This is a genomic window from Sinorhizobium americanum, assembly GCF_001651855.1.
GTDB classification, from domain to species: Bacteria; Pseudomonadota; Alphaproteobacteria; order Rhizobiales; family Rhizobiaceae; genus Sinorhizobium; species Sinorhizobium americanum.
The window spans coordinates 263229-287735 of sequence record NZ_LNQC01000045.1 but is presented as its reverse complement, the minus strand read 5'-3'; the positions used below and the strand labels follow the sequence as shown (position 1 = coordinate 287735).

The window sequence follows — 24507 nt, the reverse complement described above, 5'->3', positions numbered from 1 at the left end:
GGAGAAACCTCAATGCGCGAGACGGCGGCGGGCGCGCCGCCACAGGATCGGCAGGGCGATCACCGAAATCAGCAGCAGGCCGATGAAGATCGACATGACGATGCCCGGTACGTTCAACAGGCCGAAGCCGAAGGTGACCATGCCCATGATCAGCGCCGCCAGAACGACGCCCGGTATGGTGCCCGAGCCGCCGAGAATGTTGACGCCGCCGAGCACGACCATGGTCACGACCTCGAGCTCCCAGCCGAGCGCGATCGAGGGGCGCGTCGAGCCGAGGCGAGAGGTGAGGCAGATCGAGGCGAGCCCGGCCATCATGCCTGTCAGCAGGAACAGCGTGAACTTCACGCGCGCCACCCGCACGCCCGAGAAGAGCGCCGCCGTCTGGTTGTTGCCGATGGCATAGACGGCGCGGCCGAAATTCGTCTTGTGCAGCAGCACGCCGTAGGCGATGGCGAGCAGCACGAAGAGGGTGAACTCGAAGGAGAAGACCCACCAGACATAGCCCTGGCCGAACCAAGCGAAGCTTTCCGGATAGCCGGTGAAGGCCTGGTCCCCGAGAATGATGAAGGACAGGCCGCGAAACAGGCTCATCGTGCCGATCGTCACGACGATCGACGGCAGGCCGAGCCCGGTGATCAGCAAGCCGTTGATGGCGCCGCAGGCGAGGCCGACGGAAAGACCGATTGCGACGAGCGCCGGCGTGTCGACGCCGAGCTGCACCGCATAGCCCATGGCCGTCGAGGCGAGCGCGATGATCGAGGCGACCGAGAGGTCGATCTCGCCCGAGATGATCACCAGCGCCATGGCAAAGGCGATCATCGCCTTTTCGGTGAAGTTGAAAGTGGCGTCGGACAGATTCCACGGGTCGAGGAAATAGGGCGACGCGAAGGAATTACCGAGGAAGATTACCGTCGCCACGACGATGAGCAGCGCCTCCCAGCTCTTGATCAGGCGTGCGCCGCCCGTTTCGAGGCGATCCGGGATGTTGCGGGGAGAGAGTTGAGCGTCAGCCATCAGACCGCCTCCGCTTTCTTGAGAATGACCCGGCCCTTGCGCCGTTCGGCGCGGGCATTGACGGCAACGGCAATGATGATGACCGTTCCGGAGATCGCCATCTGCGCGAAGGGCGAGATGTTGATCACCGGCAGCGCGTTCTTGATGACCCCGAGGAAGAGCGCCCCGAGCACCGCGCCGGCCACCGAGCCGATGCCGCCGGCGATCGAAATGCCGCCGATGACGCAGGCCGCGATGATGTCGAGCTCGAAGCCAGCGGCGATGTCGACATAGGCGACCGCATAGCGCGACACCCAGAGATAGCCGGAGAGGCCGGCAAGCGCGCCCGACAGGCAATAGGCGAAGAAGCGGGTGCGGCCGACATCGATCCCCGTATAGATCGCCGCATGCGGATTGCCGCCGACGGCATAGAAGGCACGGCCAAGCGGCGTGCGGCTCATCACCAGCAACATCACGGCGATCATCAGCAGCGACAGCCAGGAAAGCACCGGGAAGCCGGCGAGATCGAGCCGCGGCAGCGCCTTGAAGGCGTCGCTCATCTCGTGGGCATTGATCCACTTGCCGTCGGTCAGCAGGAAGATCAGCCCGCGATAGATCGTCAGCGTTCCGAGCGTGACGACGATCGGCGGGATGTCGAGCTTCCAGACCAGCGCACCATTGACTATGCCGAGCAGACCGCCGAGCGCCATGGCGGCAAGAATGATGAGCGGGATCGGCAGGCCGGGAAAGGCGGCGTTCAGCATGGCCGCAACCATGCCGCAAAGCGCCAGGTTCGCCGCCATCGACAGATCGATGCATCGGGTGAGGATCACGGCCATCTGGCCAAGCCCCAGGATGATCAGGATCGACGTGTCGTTATAGACGCGAGCGAGATTCGACGGGCCAACGAAAGCCGGAAAGCGCAAGGCGATCAAAGCGAGCAGCACGGCGATTGCGCCAACCAGCAGCATCTCGCGGTTTTTGAGGAGCTTGGCGATCATGCGGCCCTCCCGTTGAGTTGCGCTTCGATGCCCGCCGCCGCGCGCACCAGCTTTTCGGCCGTTAGCTCGGAGCGCTCGAAGCGGCCGGCGATGCGGCCTTCGCGCATGACGATGACGCGATCGGACATGCCCATGATCTCCGGGATTTCAGAAGAGACCATGATGACGCTCAAGCCTTGCGCCGCGAGCTCGCTCATGAAGGCGTGGACGGCGGCCTTGGAGCCGATGTCGATGCCCTTGGTCGGCTCGTCGAGAATGATGACCTTCGGCTTCGTCGCCAGCCACTTGGCAATCACCACCTTCTGCTGATTGCCGCCGGAGAGCGTGCCGACGTCCTGATCGAGCGAGGCGGCGCGCAGGTCGAGGCGCGACGTGTATTCGCGCGCCAAGCCAAATTCGTTGGCGAGCTTCAGGAAGCCCGAGCGCGAGGTGTGCGAAAGCGACGGCAGGGTGACGTTCTGGAAGATCGGCATGCCGATGATCGCACCCTGCCGGCCGCGTTCCTCGGGCACATAGACGATGCCGGCGCGGATCGCCTCGGCCGGACTGCGGATGACCAGCACCTCGCCATTGAGCCTGACCGCGCCGGCCGACGGCCGGGTGATGCCGATCAGCGACTGCATGAATTCCGAGCGGCCGGCGCCGACCAGGCCGTAGAAGCCGAGGATTTCGCCGCGCCGCAGCTCGAAATTGATGTCCTCGAATTCGGTCGGATGGCGGTAGCCGGAGACGGTCAGCACCGGTTCGCCGATCCTGACCTCCTTCTTGGGGTAGACGGAATCAACCGCCCGGCCAACCATCATGCGGACGAGATCGTCCTGGTGGACGTCGGCGATCAGACCCCCGCCGACCATCGTGCCGTCTCGGAAGACCGTGTAGCGATCGGCGATCCGGAAGATTTCGTCGAACTTGTGGCTGATGAAGAGGATCGCCTTGCCTTCGGCCTTGAGCCGCTCGATCAGCGCGTAGAGCTCGTGGATCTCCTTGTGCGACAGCGCCGCCGTCGGCTCGTCCATGATCACGACCTGCGCATCGACCGAGAGAGCGCGGGCGATCGCCACAAGGTGCTTCTTGGCGATGCCGAGATCGCGCAGCCGGATCGTCGGATCGAAATCCGCGCCGGCCCGCAGCAGCAGGGCCTTGGCATCGGCATTGAGCTTCTGCCAGTCGATGAAACCGAAGCGGTTGCGCGGGGCGTGGCCGAGGAAGATGTTTTCGGCGACGGACAGCTCGTCGAAGAGAACCGTCTCCTGATGGATCGCCGTGACTCCGGCGCGCGCCGCAGAAAGGGCGGTGGGGAACGTGGTTTCCACGTCGCCGACCCGGATCACGCCGGCATCCGGCTGGTAAATGCCCGTCAAAATCTTCACGAGCGTCGATTTGCCGGCGCCGTTCTCGCCGATCAGCGCCGTCACCGAACCCGGATAGAGAGCCAGCGAGACATCGGAGAGCGCACGCACGCCCGGGAAGGACTTCGATATGCCCTCAAGCGTGATGGCGGGCTTCATCCGCGATGTGGTTGGTTCCTGCAACAAGAGAGAGTCCACCAGTTCAGTCGTTTCCATTGGGCGGTCGCTCAGGCACAACGAGGATAAGGCTGCCCCTCACCCTAGCCCTCTCCCCGCTCGCGGGGAGAGGGGACCTGTCACAGCCCGCGTTCTCCGCCGGCATCCATGAAGAGGCGTGACGTCGCCACTTGTTTCCTTCTCCCCGCCTGCGGGGAGAAGGTGGCCGGCAGGCCAGATGAGGGGAAGTGCGCCCTCACCCTCGCCGATCAGAAGATCTTGGCAAACTCTTCGACGTTCTTGGCATCATAGACGAACGGGTCGGCCATGGCGCCTTCATTGTTGTCGTCGAGCTTCACCGTGCCCATGCGACCCATCTTCAGTTCCGCGCCGGGCTTGGCTTCGGCACCGCCGATGAGGTCATAGGCGATCATCGTTGCCGAATAGCCGAGGTCGATCGGGTTCCAGATGGCGAAGGACTTCGAGGCGCCGGACTTCACGTGGCCGGCCATTTCGGACGGAAGTCCGAGGCCGGTGACGTTGATCTGCCCGATCTTGCCTGCATCGGTGACGGCCTGAGCGGCGGCGACGATGCCGACTGAGGTCGGGGCAATGATCGCCTTCAGGTTCGGATAGGACTGGATGAGGCCCTGCGTCTCGCGATAGGATTTGTCGGCCAGGTCGTCGCCATAGACGGTGGCCACGACATTGATGCCCTTGTAGTTGCCCTGGACCTTCTTCATCTCGGCAATCCAGGTGTTCTGGTTGGTGGCCGTGGCGGAGGCCGATAGCACGGCGACGTCGCCGCCTTCCGGCAGGTTATCGGCGGCGAGCTTGATGATCATGTTGCCGATCAGCGGGCTCGACGACGGATTGAGGTGCATCAGCCGGCCTTCCTTGGCGACGCCCGAATCCCAGGAAATAACCTTGATGCCGCGGTCCATAGCCTTCTTGAGCGCCGGCACGAGTGCGTCGGTGTCGTTGGCCGAAACCGCGATCGCATCGACCTTCTGGGCGATCAGCGAGTTGATCACCTCGATCTGACCTTCGGCTGTCGTCGAGGTCGGACCCGTATAGATGATCTCGACGTCGCCGAGTTCCTTGGCCGCTTCCTGGGCGCCCTTGTTGGCCGCCTCGAAGAAGCCGATGCCGAGCGCCTTGACGACGAGCGCGATCTTCTTGTTCTCCGCATGGGCGGCGTTCGCCATGAGCGCCGCCGCGACGGCGGCCGTCACCATCAATGATTTGAGTATTTTCATCACTTTCTCCTCCCTTGGGTCCCGCATCCGGAGTGGATGCATCATCCGACCCGACAACTCTGTCCGACGGTCTTGCTACCGGCTTTCCCGGTCAGGCCGCCTCCCATTCCCCCTCCCCATCCGCTTCAGGCGGATGTCGAAGCAGTTTCCGCGTCGACCTTCGGCCTTGCATTGGCGATGACAAGGTTGACGCCGGCGCTTTCGAGCATCGAGGCATGCCTGTCCTCGATGCCCGAATCGGTGATCACAGTGGCGATGCGCTTGAGGCCGCAGAGAATGAGGCTCGAACGCTTGTGAAATTTCGAAGAATCGGCGAGCACGACCAGTTCGTCGGCCTGGTCGATCAGCTTCTGTTCGGCCTGGATCAGCAGCGGATCGGCCTCCATCAGGCCGAGCGGCCCAAGCCCCTGCGCGCCCATGAACATGCGGCGCGCATAGAAGTTGCGCGTCACGTCGTTGTCGAAGGGGCTCAGGATGATGTTCTGCTCGCGGTAGATCGTGCCCCCGGAAAGCATCACCGTGTTTTTCGAGTGCTTGAGCAGGTGCTCGGCAATCGGGAACGAATTGGTGAAGACCTGCATCCGGCGGTTGGCGAGGAAATGCACCATCTGAAAGGTCGTCGTGCCGCCATTGATGATGATCGGCTCGCCGTCCTGGCAGAGCGCCACCGCTTCGCGGGCGATCGCCTGCTTCTCCCGCGCATGCAGGCCCTCGTTGACGCTGAAGGGCCGGCCGGCGAGGCCGACGAATTGTGGCGGGTTGATCGCCTCGGCGCCGCCGCGCACCCGGCGTAGCCGCTTCTGCACATGCAGCGCCGCGACATCGCGGCGGATCGTCGCCTCGGAACTGCCAGTCAATTCGACGAGCTCGGGCACGGTCACGACCGGCTTTTCCTGCACTGCCGACAGGATGATCCTATGTCTTTCTTTCTCGTGCATGCGCTCCTCCGATGTCCTGCATGCTTCCATCAGTCCCGCGCATTGTCAATCAGTTTCAATCATCTTTTTTCATTGTGCGCTGCAATATGAACGTTTTTGATCGTTTTTGATTGACATCCGCGCATCGAGCGTGTGATCTGATGCCGATCTTATCGTCGCGGCCCCTCGTGCCGGCGGCTAGCTTACCGGGAGGAATTTCGAGATGCTCGACAAGCAACAGGGCGCACGCCTAGCCAATCTCTGGGACGACGCCAAGGCGGCGGCGATGAGCGAAGCGGAGCGGCTGCTCTACCGCTCCAATCTCCTCGGTTCCGACAAGCGCATCACCAATTACGGCGGCGGCAACACATCCGCCAAGGTGCTGGAAAAGGACCCGCTCACCGGCGAGACGATCGAGGTCCTCTGGGTGAAGGGCTCGGGTGGCGACGTCGGCACGATCAAGATGGACGGCTTCGCCACCCTCTACATGGACAAGCTGCGGGCGCTGAGGGGCATCTATCGCGGCGTCGATTTTGAAGACGAGATGGTCGGCTACCTGCCGCATTGCACCTTCAACCTCAATCCGCGCGCCGCCTCGATCGATACGCCGCTGCACGCCTATGTGCCGAAGCCGCATGTCGACCACATGCATCCGGACGCGATCATCGCCATCGCAGCCTCCAAGAACAGCAAAGAACTCACCAGGAAGATTTTCGGCGACGAGATCGGTTGGCTGCCGTGGAAGCGGCCGGGCTACGAACTCGGCCTGTGGCTCGAGAAATTCTGCCTCGAACATCCGAAAGCCCGCGGCGTCGTGCTCGAAAGCCATGGCCTGTTCACCTGGGGTGACACGGCGAAGGAAGCCTACGAGACGACGATCGAGATCATCAACCGGGCGATTGCCTGGTTCGAGGCGGAAAACACCGCCCCCGCCTTCGGCGGAGAGGCGCGGCCGGTGCTTGGCCCTGCCGAGCGCGCGGCCATCGCCAAGAGGCTGATGCCGGTGATCCGCGGGCTGATCAGCACTGACGATAAGAAAGTCGGCCATTTCGACGACAGCAAGGCGGTGCTCGACTTCGTGACCTCGACCAATCTGGAGCCGCTCGCCGCACTCGGTACGAGCTGCCCGGACCATTTCCTGCGCACCAAGATCCGGCCGCTGGTGATCGATTTCGATCCCGCCCAGCCGGATGTCGAAAAGACGCTTGCCGGTCTGCCCGAGGCAATCGCCGCCTACCGTGCCGACTACGCCGCCTATTACGAGCGGTGCAAGCGTTCGGACAGCCCGGCGATGCGCGATCCGAACGCCGTCGTCTATCTCGTCCCCGGGGTCGGCATGATCACCTTTGCCAAGGACAAGGCGACGGCGCGCATCTCCGGCGAATTCTACGTCAATGCGATCAACGTGATGCGCGGCGCCTCGGGCGTGTCGACCTATGTCGGCCTGCCCGAGCAGGAAGCCTTCGACATCGAATACTGGCTGCTCGAGGAGGCAAAGCTCCAGCGCATGCCGAAGCCGAAGAGCCTTGCCGGGCGCATCGCGCTCGTCACCGGCGGCGCCGGCGGCATCGGCAAGGCGACCGCCAACCGGCTGATGCGGGAAGGCGCCTGCGTCGTCCTCGCCGATATCGACGAGGCGGCGCTCGAAGCCGCCCAGAATGAGCTTGCCGCCCGCTACGGCAAGGATTTCGTCCGCTCCGTCGCCATGAACGTGACCAGCGAGGCGGCGGTCGAGACCGGCTTCGGCGATGCGCTCCTTGCCTTCGGCGGCCTCGACATTCTCGTTTCCAATGCGGGGCTCGCTTCGTCGGCGGCGATCGAGGACACCACGCTGGCGCTCTGGAACAAGAACATCGACATCCTCGCGACCGGCTATTTCCTGGTCTCGCGCGAAGCCTTCCGGGTCTTCCGCGCCCAGAAGGCCGGCGGCAACGTCGTCTTCGTCGCCTCGAAGAACGGGCTTGCCGCCTCGCCAGGCGCATCTGCCTATTGCACGGCCAAGGCGGCCGAGATCCATCTTGCCCGGTGCCTGGCGCTGGAGGGCGCGTCGGCACAGATCCGCGTCAACGTCGTCAACCCCGATGCGGTGCTGCGCGGTTCCAAGATCTGGACCGGCGAATGGAAGGAGCAACGTGCGGCGGCCTACAAGATGGACGTCGACGATCTGGAGGCGCATTACCGCGATCGCTCGATGCTGAAGCTCAGCGTCTTCCCGGAAGACATTGCCGAGGCGATCTACTTCCTCGCCTCCGACATGTCGGCGAAGTCGACCGGCAACATCGTCAATGTCGACGCGGGCAACGCCCAGTCCTTCACGCGCTGATCGGGAGCTCGCCATGACCAACATGATCAGCACGTCCGTGATCGACGCCGAGAATGCCAAGCGGCAGGAAGCGCTCGCGCGCGACTACGAAACCCTCGGTGAGCGCTTTGCGCGCCGCAGCATCGACATCGACGCCATCAAGCGGAAGGTCGCTGCCTACGGCGTCGCCGTGCCCTCCTGGGGGGTCGGCACCGGCGGCACCCGCTTTGCCCGCTTCCCCGGCCAGGGCGAGCCGCGCAACATCTTCGACAAGCTCGAGGACTGCGGCGTCATCCAGCGACTGACGCGGGCGACGCCGACCGTGTCGCTGCACATCCCCTGGGACAAGGCGGCCGACTTGGCGGCGCTGAAGGAAAAGGGAGCCTCCCTCGGTCTCGGCTTCGATGCGATGAACTCGAACACCTTCTCCGACGCCGCGGGTCAGGCGCATTCCTACAAATTCGGTTCGCTCACCCACACCGATGCCGCGACGCGCCGCCAGGCGGTCGATCACAATCTCGAATGCATCGAGATCGGCAAGGCGCTCGGCTCGAAGGCGCTGACGGTGTGGATCGGCGACGGCTCCAACTTTCCGGGGCAGAGCAACTTCACCCGCGCTTTCGAGCGCTATCTCGACTCGATGAAGGCGATCTATGCGGCGCTTCCGGACGATTGGCGCGTCTTCACCGAGCACAAGATGTACGAGCCGGCCTTCTATTCGACGGTGGTGCAGGACTGGGGCACCAACTACATGATCGCTCAGGAACTCGGGCCCAAGGCCTTCTGCCTCGTCGATCTCGGCCATCACGCCCCGAACGTCAATATCGAGATGATCGTCGCCCGGCTGATCCAGTTCAAGAAGCTCGGCGGCTTCCATTTCAACGATTCCAAATATGGCGACGACGATCTCGACACCGGCTCGATCGATCCCTACCGGCTCTTCCTGGTGTTCAACGAGTTGGTCGACGCCGAGACGCGCGCCGCGGAGGGTTTCAATCCGGCGCATATGCTCGACCAGAGCCACAACGTGACCGATCCGATCGAGAGCCTGATGGTGAGTGCGACGGAAGTCGGCCGTGCCTATGCCCAGGCTCTCCTCGTCGACCGCCGGGCACTCGACGGCTACCAGCAGGAGAACGACGCTCTGATGGCCTCGGAGACGCTGAAAGCTGCCTTCCGCACCGACGTCGAGCCGATCCTGGCCATGGCCCGCCTCGAAAATGGCGGTGCGATCGCGCCGGTCGCGACCTACCGGGCAAGCGGCTATCGGGCCCGCGTGGCGGCCGAACGGCCTGCCGTTGCCGGCGGGGGGGGCGGTATCGTCTGATTATCCGGGCTGCGTGCAGGCCGCGGCTCAGGGAAGGGTCGCCGGCCCCGGCCGGCATCCCTTTTGCGCAGAAAAATCATCCCCGATCGCAATCGCCCCTATCTGCCCGCATGGGATGAGCTATGTTTCCTGCAGCCACAACCGAAAGGAAGCATTGATGGGCATTGAAAGCATTCTGGTATTTCTGATCGTCGGCGCCGTCGCCGGCTGGCTCGCCGGCCTGATCGTCAGCGGCTTCGGCTTCGGCCTGATCGGCAACATCGTGATCGGCGTCATCGGGGCGCTTATCGCCGGTTATCTGTTTCCGGCGCTCGGCATTACGCTCGGCACCGGCACCCTCGCTGCAATCCTCCATTCGACCATCGGTGCGGTCATCCTGCTGGTGCTGATCCGGATCGTCAAACAGGCCTGAAATGGCGATTTCCGACGCGGGATTCGCCTACCCTCGGAACCGGTTTGAGGACAAAATCATTCAGCAACGATAAGCGTCACGGCGATCCTTGTCCGGCAGATCCGCGTAGGAGCCGCGGATCGCCACTCGATGAAGCGGAGAGAAAGATGACCGAGTTCTATGCGGAAAAGATCGAAACCGCACTGCAATCCTATATGAGCGATCATCCGGCCGCTTTGACGCGCCGAGACGCGATCTCCACGATTCTCGAAAACTGGTTCGCAAGCCACGGCTACCTGCCGCCGCAACAGGAGGGTTTGCGTCCGGAAGATCTTGACGCGTCGAACGACGACTGAAACATTCCCCTTCCTCATGAGACCGTCGGCCGCATTCGCCGCGGATATCCTTTTCCAGATCGCAGCACCGGCCTTTCGAGATGAGCCTGACCTCCGTCAAAGAGTTCTTTTCCGAGCACGCTCCCGACATCGACGTCATCGAACTCCCGCAGAGCACCGCCACGGTGGCGCTTGCGGCCGAGGGACATGGGGTCGAGCCAGCACAGATCGCAAAAACGCTAGCGCTTCGCGTCGGCGACGAGGTGATCCTGATCGTCACCCGTGGCGACGCCCGTCTCGACAACAGGAAATACAAGGCCCGCTTCGGTACCAAAGCGCGCATGCTGGGCTTCGGCGAGGTCGAAGGCGAGACCGGCCATCCAGTTGGCGGCGTCTGCCCCTTCGGGCTTGTCAAGCCGCATACGGTCTATTGCGATGAATCCTTGAAGGCTTTCGACGTCGTCGTGCCCGCTGCCGGCGCAGTCAACGCCGCAGTCCACATCAGCCCGCAGCGCATGGCGGAACTGACCGGCGCGGAATGGATCGACGTGTCGAAGACCTGACCTCCCGGCCGCGGCGGTCAGACCCGCATGCGATCCTATAGAACGGCCATCAGAACCATGAGCGAGCCGAACGAAAGCGCGGCGATGAGGCTCAGAAGCACTTTCATCATGTGCATTGTCATCTGCGTTGATCCTTGCCCGCGCTTCCAATGGGATTAAGCGAAGGCGCAACTTGACGGCTCGTCACCGACAACCGGCGTGCCGATCCCTCCCATCGACATTAAGAATTTTCCGACAATTTGGTTAATAAGTCATCCTGTCAATGCGGATTAGCCCCCTTGTTCCAGATGCGAAGGAAAGCATTTACCAGGACCGTTGCTTGCGGGATAATTGCCGAATAGAAGCGGACTCAAACTTTGAGGCGCGTCCGGGACGCGCTCGGCGGTCGAGAAGCCAGTGGGCACCTCGACCGGATCGGTACGGAACAGCGCGACGTTGCGAACGGCCCTCACGGAAACATCGGCTGCCGACGGAAAGCCCCTTAAGGACAAGGGCGTGCTACGTGTCGGATTCATTCTGGCGCGCAGCTTCACGCTCAGCGCCTTCTCGCTCTTCGTCGACGCGCTTCGCTTGGGAAGCGACGTGGAGGACAAGTCGGGGCGCGTCAACTGCGACTGGGAAGTGCTCGGCAGCACGAGGAACTTCGTCATGTCCAGTTGCGGCATCCAGGTGGCGCCGACCGCGCCGCTTCGTCCGCCGACGGAATTCAGCTATATCGCCGTCGTCGGCGGACGGCTCAACGTCGCCGAACCGCTCGATCGGGAAACGACCGACTATCTCCACCGCGCCGCACGGGCCGGTGTGCCGATCATCGGGGTTTGCACGGGAAGTTTCGTTCTCGCCGAGTCCGGCGTGCTCGACGGCCATTCAGCCTGCGTGAGCTGGCTGCATCATAACGAATTCCGCGGCCGCTTCCCCGCGATTGAGGTCACCTCGAACCGGATCTTCGTCGAGGACCGCAACATCATCACCTGCGCCGGCGGCAGCAGCGTCGCCGATCTCGCGACCTACCTGATCAGGAAGCATGTCGGCGAAGACGCCGAACGCAATGCGCTTGAAATTATGCAGATCACGCGTCGGCGCGAGGCGAGCGAGATGCAGCCGCGAAATCCGCTCGGCCCTGTTCCGGTGCAGGACAAGCGGATCAGCCTCGCGCTGATGGTCATGGAGCAGCATTTGGAAGATCTGATCGGCATCGACGACGTGGCCAATGTGCTCGGCATCTCGCGCCGGCAGCTCGAGCGCCTGTTCCAGAACGAGCTCGGGGCGACGCCGATATCCGTCTATTTGAAGCTCCGCCTCGACGCGGCGATGCGCCTCGTCGCGTCCACCGAAAAGCCGCTGATCGAGATCGCGCTGGAAACCGGCTTCGAGAACGTCTCTCACTTCATCCGGAAGTTCCGCAAGGCCTTCTCTATCACGCCGGCGGCGGCACGCAAGCAACTCGCTGCCGCCCGCAGCGCACCGAGCCGCAAAGGCTGAATGCTTCAGGTCGCCAGATAGGCCGCAATCACCGCCGCTATCTGATCCGAGTTCAGAGCGTCCATCTGGGAGTCCACCAGGGCGTTCAGCTGGGTGCTGGACAGGTTCGAGATGTCATCCGTGGACAGCCCCGCGACACCGGATGAACTGAACGAGGAGACATCTTCCGCCGAGAAGGTTGCCAGATCCTCGGTCTCCAATGCCGCGACTTGCGCCGAGGTCATCGCACTCACCTGCAACGACGTCAAAGCCTCCGCCTGGCCCGTCGTCAAGGCGGCGATGGCCCGGGTGTTCAGTCCCGAGATCGCGCTCGTACCCAAGGCGACGATATCATCGGTGGAGAGCTGGGCGATGTCGTCCGTCCCCAGGGCCGCGGCCTGTATGGCGTTCAGAGCACTGAGCTGCGCGGTGGACAAGGTGGCGATCTGGGCAGTGCTCAGCGCCGCCACCTGGTTGTAGCTTAACGAGCCAACCTGGCTTGCTCTCAAGGCTGCGATCTCGTCCGTCGAGAGCGCTGCGACAAAACTCGTGGACAATCCCTTTATGGCCGCCGCGCTGATCGCCTGCAGCTCCTCGGTCGAGAAGCTTGCGAGATCCTCGGTGGTGAGACCCGCAAGCCCGTCCGCGCTCAAGGCGGAAATCTGATCGGTGGCCAGCGAATCGATCTGCTCGGCGCTCATGGCTCCGATCTGGGCGCTGCTCAGGCCAGCAATGCTGGCCGTGCCCAAGGCGGCAATCTCGGCGGTGGAGAGGCCGGCGATGAATTCCGTGGGCAGTCCGCTGATGGCGGCCGAGCTGATCGCCGCGAGCTCGTCGGCCGAGAAGCCTGCCAGGTCATCCGTGCTCAGCCCCGACAGCGCATCCGAGCTCATGGCGGCGATCTGGACGGTGGTAAGGGCCTCGACCTGATCGTCGCTCAAGGCATTGACCTGGTCGCTGCCGAGACCGGCAATTCCCGCCGTGCTCAGCGCGGCGATCTGCGCCGTCGAGAGTATCGCAAGGTCGTCGGTGCTTAGTGCCGCCACTTGCTTGGAGCCGAGACCGCTGATCTGCGCCGTCGACAGCCCCTCGATCTGGTCGGTGCTCAGCGCATTGATCTGGGCGGTGGAAAGGCCTGATATGCCGGCCGAGCTCAAGGCCCCGACCTGGTCGACCGAAAGCGCAGCGATCGTGTCGGTGGACAACCCCAACACGGCAGTCGAACTGATCGCCGCTATTTCTTCCGTCGAGAAGGTCTCCAGATCATCCGTGCCGAGGACGGCAATCTGCTTCGAACTCAAGGCGGCAATCTGGAGCGAGGTGAGAGCCTCGATCTGGTCGGTGTTCAAGGCGTTGATCTGCGCCGTGGAAAGACCCGCGATGCCGCCGGTGCCGAGCGCCGCGATCTGATCCTCCGAAAGCGCCGCGATAGTGTCGGTGGACAGTCCCGCCACCGCACGCGAACTGATCGCTGCGATATCGTCCGTCGAGAAGTTCTCCAGATCGTCCGTGCTCAGCATCGCGATCTGCGTCGAACTCATCACCGCGACTTGGGCGGAGGTCATGGCCTCGAGCTGATCGGCATTCAGCACGTCGATATGGGCCGTGGAAAGGCCGGCAATTGCAGCCGTATCCAGGGCGGCAATCTGGTCCGTGGAGAGGATGGCAATATCGTCCGTTCCCAGCACCGCCACCTGCTTGGAGCTAAGCGCGGCGATCTGGTCGGTCGACAGGGTCTCTAGCTGGCCCGTGCTCAAAGCCTGGATCTGGGTCGTGGAGAGACCGCCGACGCCGGCTGCGCTCAAGGCGGCGATCTGATCCGCCGAAAGGGCCGCCAGCGTGTCGGTAGATAGTCCCGCTACGGCGCTCGACCCGATCGCGCCGATATCCGCGCTCGAAAAGCTCTCCAGATCGTCCGTGCTCAGCGCCGCAATCTGCGTCGAACTCATCACCGCGACTTGGGCGGAGGTCAGAGCCTCGAGCTGATCGGCATTCAGCGCCTGGATCTGCGCCGTGGAAAGAGCTGCAACGCCGGCCGTGCTCAGCGCGGCAATCTGTTCCGTCGCAAGGGCCGCTATGTCGTCGGTGCCGAGCGCCGCCACCTGTTTGGAGCTGAGCGCCGCGATCTGGTCGGTCGACAGGGCCTCGAGCTGGTCGGCGCTCAGCGCGCCTATCTGGGCAGTGGAAAGATCGGCAATGCCGGCCGCGCTCAGGGCCGCGATCTGTTCCGCCGAGAGCGCCGCTATCGTGGCCGTGGACAACCCCGCGACGGCATCCGAACTGATCGCCGCGATATCTGCAGTGGAAAAATTCGCAAGGTCGTCGGTGCTCAAGGCGGCGATTTGCGTCGAGCCCAGCACTGCCACCTGGCCGGTGGTCAGGGCTTCGAGCTGTTCGGCGCTCAGCGCATCGATCTGTGCGGTGGAAAGGACCGCAATGCCGGCCGTGCCCAGAGCGGCAATCTGGTCCGCCGAAAGCGCCGCCAGGTCGTCGGTCCCGAGCACCGCCACCTGCTTGGAGCTAAGCGCGGTCACCTGTTCGGTCGACAGGGCCGCGAGCTGTCCGGTGCTCAACGCATTGACCTGGGCGGCGGTAAGACCGGCGACCCCGTCCGTGCTCAAGGCGGCGATCTGTTCCGCCGAAAGTGCCGCAATCGTGTCGGTGGACAAACCGGCTATGGCACTCGAACTCAGAGCCGCGATCTCCGCGGTCGAAAAGCCCGCTATGTCCTCCGAACTCAAGGCGGCGATTTGCCTCGAGCCGAGAGCGGCGATCTGGGTCGCCGTCAGGGCATCGACCTGGCCCGAGCTCAAGATCGCAATGTCCGCGGTGCCGAGGCCGACGACACCGGCCGCGCTTAGGGCGGCGATCTGGTCGGTCGAGAGCGTTGCGACGTCATCCGTGCTCAAGGCATCGACCTGCCTGGAGGTGAGCGCTCCGACCTGGGCCGTGGCCAAGGCGGCAAGCTGATCGGTGCTCAGGGCATCGACCTGCTTGGTGCTCAGTGCCGCAACGGCATCCGTACCCAAGGCGGCGATCTGATCGGTGGAGAAGGCAGCGATGACATCGGTCGACAGGGCGGAAACGAGATCCGCGCCAATCGCCGCGACGTCATCGATGGAGAGAGCCTTTATGTCGTCTGCATCAAGGGCGGCGATTTGCTGGGACGTCAATCCGCTGAGCTGCTCGGTCGACAGGGCGCCGATCTGGTCGGAACTCAGGACAGACATCTGCTTGGTGGTCACTCCCGCAACGGCAGTGGCGCTCAGGGCGGCGATCTGCGCGGTGGAGAGGGAAGCGATGGCGGCCGTGGAAAGCCCCGCTATGGCGCTCGAGCCGATGGCCGCCATGTCCTTGGTCGAGAAGACCGCCACGTCGTCCGTGCCAAGGGCCGCAAGCTGCGTCGAACTCAGGGCGCCGACCTGCGACGCGGTCAGCGCCTCCACCTGATCGGTGCTCAAGGCGGCAAGCTGCTTGGTGGTCAGTCCCGCGATGGCAGCGGTGCCCAAGGCTAAGATCTGATCGGGCGAAAGCACCTGGATGTCGCTGGTGCCCAAAGCGGTGACGTGCACCGAACTCAACGCGGCAATCTGCTTGGTGCTCAAGGCGGCGAGCTGATCGGTGCCGAGCGCGTAGACCTGTGCACTGCTCAGACCAGCAATGCCGGCCGTGCTCAGGGCGGCGACCTGAGCCGTGGAAAGCGCCGCGATGGCGGTCGTGGAGAGGCTGGACACGGCATCCGAACTGATTGCAGCGATGTCCTTGGTCGAAAAGACCGCTATATCTTCCGCCGCCAGCGCCCCTATCTGCGTTGCGCTCAGCGCGCCGACCTGTATCGACGACAGGGCTTCCATTTGATCGGTGCTCAGGGCAACCAGCTGCTTGGTGGTCAGTCCGGTGATCGCGGCTGCGCTCAGGGCTGCGACCTGGTCGGTCGAGAAAGCTGCAAGGTCGCTCGTGCCCAAGGCGGTGACCTGCGCGGATCCGAGAGCGGCGACCTGCTTGGTGCTCAAGGCGGCGAGCTGATCGGTGCCGAGCACGTTCAACTGCGCGCTGCTGAGGCCGGCAATGCCGGCGGTGCTCAGGAGAGCGATCTCGTCGGTGGAAAGGGCGGCCACGACGGCCGTAGACAGTCCGGCCATCGCACTTGCGCTGATCGCCGCGATCTCCTTCGTCGAGAACACCGCTATGTCTTCGGTTCCGAGCGCCCCCAACTGCGACGAGCTCAGCGCGCCGACCTGTGCTGCGGTCAGGGCCTCCATTTGGTCGGTGCTCAGGGCATCGATCTGCCTGGTGCTCAGCCCGGTGATCGCGACCGTGCTCAGCGCGGCGATCTGATCTGTCGAGAACGTCGCGATGTCGCTGGTGTCCAGCGCGGCGATCTGCGCCGAGCTCAGCGCGGCAACCTGCTTGGTGCTCAGCGCCACGATCTGGTCCGTGGAAAGGGCTTCGACCTGGTCGGTGGTCAGCTCGTTGATGCCGGCAGTGCTCAGCGCAGCGATCAAGTCCGAGGACAAGGCCGCGACGGTCTCCGTGCTCAAGGCCGAGACCTGCGTCGATTTCAGCGCTGCAATCTGTTTGGTGCTCAATGCGGCAACCTGAGCGGAGCTCAGCGTCGCCATCTGGTCCGTGCTCAAGCCCGCAATGCCCGCCGTACTGAGTGCGGCAATCTGCGTGGAGGACAGGGCGGCCACGACATCCTCCGACAGCCCGGAAATCGCCTTGGAGCCAATCGACGCGATATCGGCGGTCGAGAAGCTTGCGATATCCTCCGGCTCCAGGGCCGACAGCTGTGTGGAGCTCAGAACGGCAACCTGTATGGTTGACAGGGCGGCGATCTGATCGCTGGAGAGGGCGTCGATCTGATCGGTGCTAAGGCGAGCGATGCCCTTCGTGCTCAACGCCACGATCTGGTTCGTGGTCAGGGCTTCGAGAAGATCATCCGTCAGCCCCGCAATAGCGCTCGAACTGATCGCCGCGATATCGGCGGTCGAGAATGCCGCTATGTCCTCCGCACTGAGGGCCGCAAGCTGTTCGGAGCCGAGGGCGGCAACCTGCGCAGAAGAGAGAGCCGCGACCTGATCGGAGTACAGGGCTTCGATCTGGTCGGCGGTCAGACCGGCGACCGCTTTCGTGCCGAGCGTGGCGACTTGCACGGTGGTCAAAGCCGCGACATTGTCCGTGCTCAAGGCGGCGATTTGCGTCGAACTCAGGGCTTTGAGCTGCGCTGTGGACAGGGCCGCGGCCTGGTCGGCCGACAGGGCGGCGATTTGTGCCGTCGTCAGGCTGGCGACCGCAGTCGTGCTGAGCGCCGCTATCTGAGCGGTGGAAAGCGCTGCAATGGCGTCCGCGCTGACGCCAGAGACGCCTTTGTTGGTGATCGCGGCGATTTCGGCGGTCGAGAACATGGCTATGCCGTCCTCGCCAAGGGCGGCGAGTTGCGCCGAGCTCAGCGCTTTCACCTGGGACACGGAAAAAGCCTCCGCCTGGTCGGTCGACAGCGCGGCGATCTGGGTGCTCGTCAGGCTGGCGACCGAACTCGTGCTGAGGGCGGCAATCTGATCGGTGGAGAGGGACGCGATGACATCGACGTCCAAACCCAGAATGGCTTTGTTGCTGATCGCCGCGATGTCGCCGGTCGAGAATGTGGCAATCCCCTCCGCGCCGAGCGCCGCAATCTGCTTGGCGTTCAGCGCCTTCACCTGCGTCACCGACAGCGCTTCGAGCTGGCCGGTCGTCAGGGCGGCGATCATATCGGTCGTCAGGCCCATGACGCCCTTGGTGCTGAGCGCCGCCACCTGGTCCGTCGACAGAGCCTCGAGGTTGTCCGTGCCGAGGGCGGCGACTTGCGCCGAGCTCAATGTCCTCAGCTGTGCCGCCGACAGCACCGCGAGCTGGTCGGAGGTCAAGGCGTCGCTCTGTGCGGTCGTCAGGCCCGAGATCGCACTCGTGCTGAGCGCCGCGACCTGAGCGGTCGAAAGGGCGGCGATCGCTTCCGTGCCCACGCCCTTGATGGCAAGGTTGGAGATCGCCGCGATTTCGGCCGTCGAGAAGGTTGCGAAGCCGTCCGTTCCGAGCGCCGCAAGCTGTCTCGAATTGAGCGCCTTCACCTGCAAGGCGGACATCGCCTCGGCCTGGTCGCTCGACAGGGCGGCCACCTGGGCGGTCGTCAGGCTTGCGACCGCGGTCGTGTTCAAGGCGGCAACCTGGGCGGTGGAGAGCGCAGCGATGGCGTTAGTGGTCAGGCCCCATACGGCCTTGTTGATAGCCGCGATTTCGGCGGTCGAGAATGTCGCTATGCCGTCCGTCTCCAGCGATCCGAGCTGCGGGGCGGTCAGTGCCTTCACCTGTGAGACGGTCAGTGCCTCGACCTGGTCGGTCGACAGGACGGCGATCTGGGTGGTGGAAAGCCCCGAGATTGCCGAGGCGCTCAGCGCGGCGATCTGATCGGTGGAAAGCGCGGCAATATCGTCGGTGTCCAAAGCGTCGATCTGCGATGCCTTCAGAGCCCCGACCTGGGCCGTGGTCAAGGCGGCGATCTGATCTGTGGAGAGGGCGGCGATCTGCGCGGTCGTCAGGGTGGCGACCGCACGCGTGCTCAAGGCGGCAATCTGGTCGGTGGAAAGCGATGCGATGACGTCCGTCGGAAGCCCCGTTATCGCTTTGACACCGATGGCCGCCATGTCCGCGGTCGAGAAGGTCGCCAGGTCTTCCTCGCTCAGCACCGAGAGCTGCAGCGCGCTCAGCGCTCCAACCTGGGTCGAGCTCAAAGCCTCCGCCTGCTCCGCCGACAGGCCATCGAGCTGCGTCGTGGTGAGGGCCGCGACCTGGCTCGTGCCGAAGCTTTCGATGTCGGATTGATCGAGAACGGCGAGCTGCTCAAGCGTCAAACCCACGATGGCGCTTGGCGAGATGGCGCCCAGCTGCCGGGAACTGAGAACATCGACATCCTCTGCGTCCAGCGCGGCGATCTGCGCTGAAGACAGAGCGTTGATCTGCTTCGTCGTCAGCGAGGCCACATCCTCCGTCGTCCAGGCGGCGACCGCCGCCGTCGAATAGGATTTGATCAGGGTGGGGCTGAGGGACGAAACGATGGACGTCATGCGTGAAAACCCTTGGGTCCTAGGTAGTCTCTATATGCCGACACCGCCCCGAAAGAGCCGCCGCCGCAGCCTCTGGTCTTGCAGCAACGGTCGGCATTGCCGCTCGGATGAGCGTCGCAATTGCAGTCGTCAGGAGGTTCGACACACGGCTGTGGGAGGGAAAGGTCCGGCTGACGGCATGGGCGGCGATCTCATGGCTGCAATTGGGCTCAGGTTGCCCCGATCATAGTCAGCAACCTTGTGTCTGTCTGACCTGCAGCGCGATCACGCCTTCGTTGCACCGGAATGGTTTGAGCGGCGACGCATAGACACCATGAGATTCGGCGCTCCGCCGATTGGAGTGCGCGCAATCGCACCCGGTGGTCGCCCGTTTCCCATGGAGTAGGCGTCGGCAGTCCCGCCAGCACAACAATCGCCCGACCATCGCCGATCAGATCGGCGAATGCAGGAAGACCGGCATGGAATGATTTTCCGCCTTGCGGGCAAGGTAGAGCCTCGCCGTATCGAGGGCCTCGCGAATGGTCACGTCCATGTCGAGGTAGCGATAGGTGCCGAGCCGGCCGACGAAGGTGATCGCTGTCTCGCGGCTTGCCCGCTCAACATATTGGGCCAGTTGTTCCTTGTCCTTGACGAGGCGGATTGGATAATAGGGGATGTCATCAAGGCCGCATTCACGGGAGAACTCGCGGTAGCAGACGGAGCCGCTATGCTGCTCCCAAGGCGAAAAATGCTTGTGCTCGGTGATGCGTGTATAGGGCACGGAGACATCGCCGTAGTTCATGACCGCGCAGCCCTGGAAATCACCGTCATACTCGAAACGATCGAAGTCGAGCGTTCGGTAGCCCAATGGGCCGAATTCGTGATCCAGATAGCCGTCGAGCGAGCCGGAGTAGAACACATGCGCAAAATCGTCCTTTTGCGCCCGGACAAAACGCGTCTTCAGGCTCACATTGACGTTGGGATGGTCCAGAATGCGGCCGACCATCTCAGTGTAGCCGTTCTCCGGCATGCCCTGATATTTGTGCGCGAAGTAGTTGTCGTCGTAGTTGAAACGCACCGGAAGGCGTTTCAGGATGGACGCCGGCAAGTCGGTCGGCGAGCAGCCCCACTGCTTTTGCGTATACCCCTGGAAGAAGGCCTCGTAGAGGTCCTTGCCCACGAAGCGAAGCGCTTGCTCTTCGAAGGTTTTCGGGTCCTCGATCGAGGTGTCCGCCTGGGCCTCGATGAAGGCGCGGGCCTCGTCCGGCCTGAAGGTCTTGCCGAAGAACTGATTGATCGTGTGGAGATTGACCGGCAGCGAATAGACCTGGTCCCCCGAGGTCGTCTTCACGCGGTTCTTGTAGGGCATGAAGGTCTGGAAACTGTTGACATAATCCCAGACTTCCCGGTCGTCGGTGTGGAAGATATGCGGACCGTAGACATGGATCATCACCCCGGTGTCTTCGTCGCGCTCCGTATGGCAGTTCCCGGCGATATGGTCGCGCGCATCGAAGATTTCGACCTGGTGGCCCGCCTCGGCCAGCTCCCGGCCGATGACAGCACCCGACAACCCCGCCCCAACGATGCCGATTGTTCCGCTTGCGCGCATTCGAAGATGCTCCAGTCCCGTATTGAATTGTTACGCGGCGAGCGCGCTGCGCATAAGCTCGTCATAGGCATCGATCAGGCGATCGAGCGCCAGGCCCTGCTCCTGGGGGCCGAAGCTCAAATGGCTGACGGTGAAATCCGAATAGATCGCCGTCGGCCGCTCGAGCAGCATCGGCAGGTCGACGGTGAGCGCGCGCTCGTCGTCTCCCTTCGGCAGGGCCATGTGCACGAGGTCCTTGCCGAGCCAGGCGATGAAGTTGATCGATTGGCGTTCGGTCCATTCGACCACCTTGCTGGGCAAAGGCAGGTGCTTGCTGTTGGTCTGCAGGAAATACTCGTGCAGCTCGTTGGCCCGTTCGGCGCTCTGCCAGAGGCTTCCTCCGAACCCGCCCGGCGGCCGTTCGAAGTGGCCAACCCCTGCCGGAATGGAGCCCGCTACCTGTTGCCAGTGCGCGCAGACGCCGTTGTTCACCACATTGGCGGAAACGACGAGATATTTCGGATTGGTTCGCCGGAATTCGATGAAGTCGCTGAGCTTTGCGAGATCCATGTAGACGATGTCGTCATCGCACTTCAGGAATATCGAATCGGAAAAGGTCTTCAGCCGCTTGGCGTAGTAGTCATAGGCCTGCCAGTAGGGCATCTGCTCGTTCGGATTGCCGACGAAACGATGGATGCGTGAGCGGACGTTGCCGAGCTCCAGATCTGCGCCCCATCCGCCTCTGACCAGTATGGACGCGCCGGCCGACAGATCGAGCTCGGTCCAGCGGCCGATCGCGACGTTGTTGACATGGAGCGACGGAACGCCGTCCGCATCGACGTTGAGGACGATCTGGTTGGCGGTGCCTGGCGACAGGATGCCCGGCGTGGGCCTGCTCCACAACGCCGGTACGTCGTTGCGGTCGAAACTCCCGAGCTGGTCCAGCGGCAGTTTCCGCAGGACCGAGTGCGAATTGCTCCAGCCGCCGACGACCAGTTCGAAATAGTCTTCGCCACCGCCATTCGGAACGATGGCAATGTGAAGGTCGTTGGTGATCGTCGCGCTGAGGCGCAGCGGCTGGTTGGGCGTTACCGATCCGTTGGACTGGTACGGGGCGGCGGAGCCCATGTAGCGGACGGGCCCGAATTCGCGCGTGACCCACTCATGATCCTGCTGCGAGCGGGTGAAATCCCAGACATGCCACTCGTCTATGATCCCGGCATCCAAAGCGGAATGGATGTACCGGGTGAGGATTTCCATCCTTTTCTGTCGGCCTGCGAATGTGACAAGTATAACCGGAGCCATATCATCCTCACTGTCTGGAATTAGTGCCGCTCAGCGCGCGCCGGCCGCCGACGCTGTCCACAGGCGGGAGTCGAACGGGATCGGCGCAAAGGCGTGCCACTCGGCCAGTTTCTCGACATAACGCTGCCGATAGGCGGCACTGTCGACGAACTCCACGTTCTCCTTCATGATCTCCGCTCCGACCTCGTAGTAGATATCGAGATTGCCGAGATCGGGCACAGGCGTTTCGCCGCGTTCGCACTCGCCCTGCATCTGCCAGAACAGTTCCTCGAGGCGCCGGACCAGCGCCGGGATGTCGCGCAATACGCTGGCGTCGCGCCGGCTCTCCAGCGCCTGCCGGACCGCGGCGAGGCCCTGACGGTCCCGCGCAAACGCGATCGCCTTCTGGACGAAGTCGTCGGGTCCGTCGCAAATGAGCTCCGGCACGCCGGCCGCGGCAACGATGCTCGAGCAGAACCGCGATGCGAAGCCGTTGCCGGGGAATGTCAGCACCGGCAATCCCATGGTCAGCGCGTCGCCAGCGGTGGAATGCGCTCCATAGGGGAAGGTGTCGAGGAAGAGATCGGCCAATCCGATGCGGGCCAGATGCTTGGGATTGGGAGCCTTCGAAGCGAAGATCAGGCGCTCGGACGACACGCCGCGCTGTTCGGCCGCCTGCTTGAGGCGCTGATCGACATCCTCGCCGCCGCCGAGCAGCCAGAGGAAGCTGCCGGGGGTCGCGGCAAGAATCGCCATCCAGCGGTCGAAGCAAGCGGCGGTGATCTTCTGCATTCCGTTGAAGCAGGCGAAGATGAAGGCATCCTCGGGCAGTCCCGCTTCGGCCCGGCTCGGCCGCGGCGCGATCTGCCGCTTCCGGTCAACGGGCTGGTTGCAAGGGATCCTCAGCACCTTTTCCGAATAGTAGATCTCGTTTTCCGGCGGGATGATCTGCTCGTCGGCAATGACATATTGGTGGAAAGGGCTGCCCATCGTACCCGGATAGCCGCAGAAGCTGACAATCACCGGGGCCGGCCGATAGGCGAAGATTTTGGTGCGGGCATGTTTCGTATAGCCGTTGACATCGACGAGGATGTCGATTTCGTCGGCGACGATCTGCTTTGCGGCGTCGCTGTCACTGACGGCGGAAATATCGCGCCAGCAGTCGATGGCGGCCATCATCCGCGTCTGCGTCGCGTCGCCCGTCCGTGCTTCGCCGCAGTAATAGGCATAGATCTCGACGCTGTCCTTGTCGTGCGTCTCGAAGACTTCGCTGAGCGCGAAGCCGACCGCGTGATCGCGCAGGTCCGACGACACATAGCCGACGCGCAATCTCTGCCCGGTGCCGGATTTGTGCCGAGGCTGAAGCCTCGGGAAGCCGGCAAGATCGGGGCGGCCGACCAGCGACTTGCAGTAGCGATAGGCCTTGGCGAGCTGGAAGACCGGATCGTCGGCATAGCAGGCGAGGGTCAAGGGCGAGAGCGCATCGAGCAGTTGCCGATGCGAAACATACTCCGACGGGACCAATGTCGGCCATTTGCATTGGCGTTGCCGCAGCGAGGTCCAATGCTGACCGGCCTCGGTCTTGTCCGGCCTCAGCTCGATTGCCTTCCAGAGGGTGTTTTCCGCTTCCTCCATGAGGCCGGCATTCTCGAGCACACGGCCCATATGCTGGAGGACCATCAGCCGATGCGCAGCTCGCTCGGGCGTGATCTCGGAGGTCGCCTCGGCATAGACCTGCCATTGTTGGATCGCCTGGCCCGTCAGGCCGGCATCCTCGAGCGCGCGGCCGAGATTGATGTGGCCCTGGCCGAAGCGCGGTTCGAGCTTCAGACAGGCGCGCAACGCATGAATCGAGCCGGCCAGATCGCCCAGCTGCCGGAGCGTGACGGAGTAGTTGAAGTAGACGAGATGAAGCAGCGGATTGGTATCGTTGTAGGCGATCCAGGACTTGTAGAGTTCGGCAGCCTGCGCCCTCTGCCCGGCGGCATTGAAGCTTTCTGCAAACTGGAACAATTCCGTCAGGGGGAGACGCTGCTGTCGCGCCCTTTCCAGAAAGCCGGCAAGTGGCGAAGCAGGATCCGCGGCGAGATGAGTGTAGATGGTCATGGAAATCCCACTGACAGGCGAGTTGGCGGCCGACTCTGAGAACATCTTCGAATGCTGTTTTACGCCATTAACCCGACTAGCTTGCCTTGGGCTTGCGCCGTCCCGCGGTTTCGGTACCAATTCCTCAAGGCCGACATGCATTTTAGGTTCCCCTGAATATTGCGAAGGGCCGATTCGATGTGTAGCGTCGCATCCGGACGTGCGCCTGTTCCCGAATCGTCGCGTCTGCGGCGGGCGTGCGGTCGAGCATTGCGGCATTTGTTTGACCTGCCCGTTAACTAAAACTTTAACTTTCGTAGCTAGTCGTAGTAACCGAGTACCGCAGTCAGCAACCGCCGGATGAGGCTGCGGCGAAGATGACGAAACCGATCTCGACCAGGGAAGGTTTCATTC

Annotated in this window: 15 protein-coding genes; 6 read left to right on the top strand and 9 right to left on the bottom strand. The window is 63.3% G+C overall.

From position 1 onward, the window contains the following. Nucleotides 1-9: 9 nt before the first annotated feature. From ATC00_RS09745 to ATC00_RS09725, 5 genes are all read right to left on the bottom strand, one after another. Nucleotides 10-1014 (bottom strand): ABC transporter permease, encoded by a 1005-nt coding sequence (locus tag ATC00_RS09745; protein ID WP_037378554.1) that lies wholly within the window; start codon nucleotides 1012-1014, stop codon nucleotides 10-12. Further along, entirely contained in the window at nucleotides 1014-1994 is a 981-nt protein-coding gene (locus ATC00_RS09740; protein ID WP_064252639.1) for an ABC transporter permease, read from the bottom strand. Before ATC00_RS09740 ends, ATC00_RS09745 begins: the two co-directional genes overlap by 1 nt. Then, nucleotides 1991-3502, bottom strand: a complete 1512-nt coding sequence (locus ATC00_RS09735; RefSeq protein ID WP_064252638.1) for a sugar ABC transporter ATP-binding protein — start codon at nucleotides 3500-3502, stop codon at nucleotides 1991-1993. Before ATC00_RS09735 ends, ATC00_RS09740 begins: the two co-directional genes overlap by 4 nt. 266 nt (nucleotides 3503-3768) lie before the next feature. Next, the gene (gene rhaS / locus ATC00_RS09730) at nucleotides 3769-4758 is read right to left on the bottom strand and encodes a rhamnose ABC transporter substrate-binding protein (protein WP_064252637.1); all 990 of its coding nucleotides are present in this window, start codon (nucleotides 4756-4758) and stop codon (nucleotides 3769-3771) included. A gap of 125 nt (nucleotides 4759-4883) precedes the next feature. Then, nucleotides 4884-5696, bottom strand: a complete 813-nt coding sequence (locus ATC00_RS09725) for a DeoR/GlpR family DNA-binding transcription regulator (RefSeq protein WP_037378547.1) — start codon at nucleotides 5694-5696, stop codon at nucleotides 4884-4886. A gap of 202 nt (nucleotides 5697-5898) precedes the next feature. On the opposite strand from ATC00_RS09725, the gene ATC00_RS09720 reads away from it, so the two are divergent. The 6 genes from ATC00_RS09720 (at nucleotide 5899) to ATC00_RS09695 (ending at nucleotide 12075) form a co-directional block, all read left to right on the top strand. After that, on the top strand, nucleotides 5899-7998 hold the full coding sequence (locus ATC00_RS09720; RefSeq protein WP_064252636.1) for a bifunctional rhamnulose-1-phosphate aldolase/short-chain dehydrogenase: 2100 nt from the start codon (nucleotides 5899-5901) through the stop codon (nucleotides 7996-7998). A gap of 13 nt (nucleotides 7999-8011) precedes the next feature. Continuing rightward, a complete protein-coding gene (gene rhaI, locus ATC00_RS09715) occupies nucleotides 8012-9304 on the top strand; it encodes an L-rhamnose catabolism isomerase (RefSeq protein WP_064252635.1) in 1293 nt (430 codons plus the stop codon). A gap of 157 nt (nucleotides 9305-9461) precedes the next feature. Beyond that, nucleotides 9462-9716 carry a GlsB/YeaQ/YmgE family stress response membrane protein gene (locus ATC00_RS09710; protein ID WP_064252634.1) on the top strand — a complete coding sequence of 85 codons (255 nt, stop codon included), beginning with the start codon at nucleotides 9462-9464 and terminating at the stop codon, nucleotides 9714-9716. Nucleotides 9717-9862: 146 nt separating this feature from the next. Further along, nucleotides 9863-10051: a hypothetical protein gene (locus ATC00_RS09705; protein ID WP_037378542.1), complete on the top strand. Its 189-nt coding sequence runs from the start codon at nucleotides 9863-9865 to the stop codon at nucleotides 10049-10051. Between the two features lie 80 nt (nucleotides 10052-10131). Beyond that, nucleotides 10132-10593 carry a YbaK/EbsC family protein gene (locus ATC00_RS09700; RefSeq protein WP_064252633.1) on the top strand — a complete coding sequence of 154 codons (462 nt, stop codon included), beginning with the start codon at nucleotides 10132-10134 and terminating at the stop codon, nucleotides 10591-10593. 495 nt (nucleotides 10594-11088) lie between these two features. Next, complete coding sequence (locus tag ATC00_RS09695) at nucleotides 11089-12075, top strand: GlxA family transcriptional regulator (protein WP_234782270.1); 987 nt, start codon at nucleotides 11089-11091, stop codon at nucleotides 12073-12075. A 5-nt stretch (nucleotides 12076-12080) separates the two neighbouring features. Here the strand turns inward: ATC00_RS09695 and ATC00_RS09690 are convergent, their stop codons facing one another. The 4 genes from ATC00_RS09690 to ATC00_RS09675 all read right to left on the bottom strand — a co-directional run bounded on the left by ATC00_RS09690 (nucleotide 12081) and on the right by ATC00_RS09675 (nucleotide 24114). Next, the gene (locus ATC00_RS09690; protein WP_064252632.1) at nucleotides 12081-19157 is read right to left on the bottom strand and encodes a hypothetical protein; all 7077 of its coding nucleotides are present in this window, start codon (nucleotides 19155-19157) and stop codon (nucleotides 12081-12083) included. Nucleotides 19158-19587: 430 nt separating this feature from the next. Continuing rightward, nucleotides 19588-20745 (bottom strand): UDP-galactopyranose mutase, encoded by a 1158-nt coding sequence (glf, locus tag ATC00_RS09685; protein ID WP_037378533.1) that lies wholly within the window; start codon nucleotides 20743-20745, stop codon nucleotides 19588-19590. Nucleotides 20746-20775: 30 nt separating this feature from the next. Next, nucleotides 20776-22029 carry a DUF6250 domain-containing protein gene (locus ATC00_RS09680; RefSeq protein WP_064252631.1) on the bottom strand — a complete coding sequence of 418 codons (1254 nt, stop codon included), beginning with the start codon at nucleotides 22027-22029 and terminating at the stop codon, nucleotides 20776-20778. A 30-nt stretch (nucleotides 22030-22059) separates the two neighbouring features. Then, nucleotides 22060-24114 carry an O-linked N-acetylglucosamine transferase, SPINDLY family protein gene (locus ATC00_RS09675; protein ID WP_064252654.1) on the bottom strand — a complete coding sequence of 685 codons (2055 nt, stop codon included), beginning with the start codon at nucleotides 24112-24114 and terminating at the stop codon, nucleotides 22060-22062. Nucleotides 24115-24507: the final 393 nt, after the last annotated feature.

What these genes read in the sequence shown, in the direction of transcription:
- ATC00_RS09680 (WP_064252631.1), bottom strand. Translation starts at nt 22,029, where the DNA reads ATGGCTCCGGTTATACTTGTCACATTCGCAGGCCGACAGAAAAGGATG.
- ATC00_RS09725 (WP_037378547.1), bottom strand. Translation starts at nt 5,696, where the DNA reads ATGCACGAGAAAGAAAGACATAGGATCATCCTGTCGGCAGTGCAGGAA.
- ATC00_RS09720 (WP_064252636.1), top strand. Translation starts at nt 5,899, where the DNA reads ATGCTCGACAAGCAACAGGGCGCACGCCTAGCCAATCTCTGGGACGAC.
- rhaI (WP_064252635.1), top strand. Translation starts at nt 8,012, where the DNA reads ATGACCAACATGATCAGCACGTCCGTGATCGACGCCGAGAATGCCAAG.
- ATC00_RS09710 (WP_064252634.1), top strand. Translation starts at nt 9,462, where the DNA reads ATGGGCATTGAAAGCATTCTGGTATTTCTGATCGTCGGCGCCGTCGCC.
- ATC00_RS09690 (WP_064252632.1), bottom strand. Translation starts at nt 19,157, where the DNA reads ATGACGTCCATCGTTTCGTCCCTCAGCCCCACCCTGATCAAATCCTAT.
- ATC00_RS09740 (WP_064252639.1), bottom strand. Translation starts at nt 1,994, where the DNA reads ATGATCGCCAAGCTCCTCAAAAACCGCGAGATGCTGCTGGTTGGCGCA.
- ATC00_RS09675 (WP_064252654.1), bottom strand. Translation starts at nt 24,114, where the DNA reads ATGACCATCTACACTCATCTCGCCGCGGATCCTGCTTCGCCACTTGCC.
- ATC00_RS09735 (WP_064252638.1), bottom strand. Translation starts at nt 3,502, where the DNA reads ATGAAGCCCGCCATCACGCTTGAGGGCATATCGAAGTCCTTCCCGGGC.
- ATC00_RS09700 (WP_064252633.1), top strand. Translation starts at nt 10,132, where the DNA reads ATGAGCCTGACCTCCGTCAAAGAGTTCTTTTCCGAGCACGCTCCCGAC.
- glf (WP_037378533.1), bottom strand. Translation starts at nt 20,745, where the DNA reads ATGCGCGCAAGCGGAACAATCGGCATCGTTGGGGCGGGGTTGTCGGGT.
- ATC00_RS09705 (WP_037378542.1), top strand. Translation starts at nt 9,863, where the DNA reads ATGACCGAGTTCTATGCGGAAAAGATCGAAACCGCACTGCAATCCTAT.
- rhaS (WP_064252637.1), bottom strand. Translation starts at nt 4,758, where the DNA reads ATGAAAATACTCAAATCATTGATGGTGACGGCCGCCGTCGCGGCGGCG.
- ATC00_RS09745 (WP_037378554.1), bottom strand. Translation starts at nt 1,014, where the DNA reads ATGGCTGACGCTCAACTCTCTCCCCGCAACATCCCGGATCGCCTCGAA.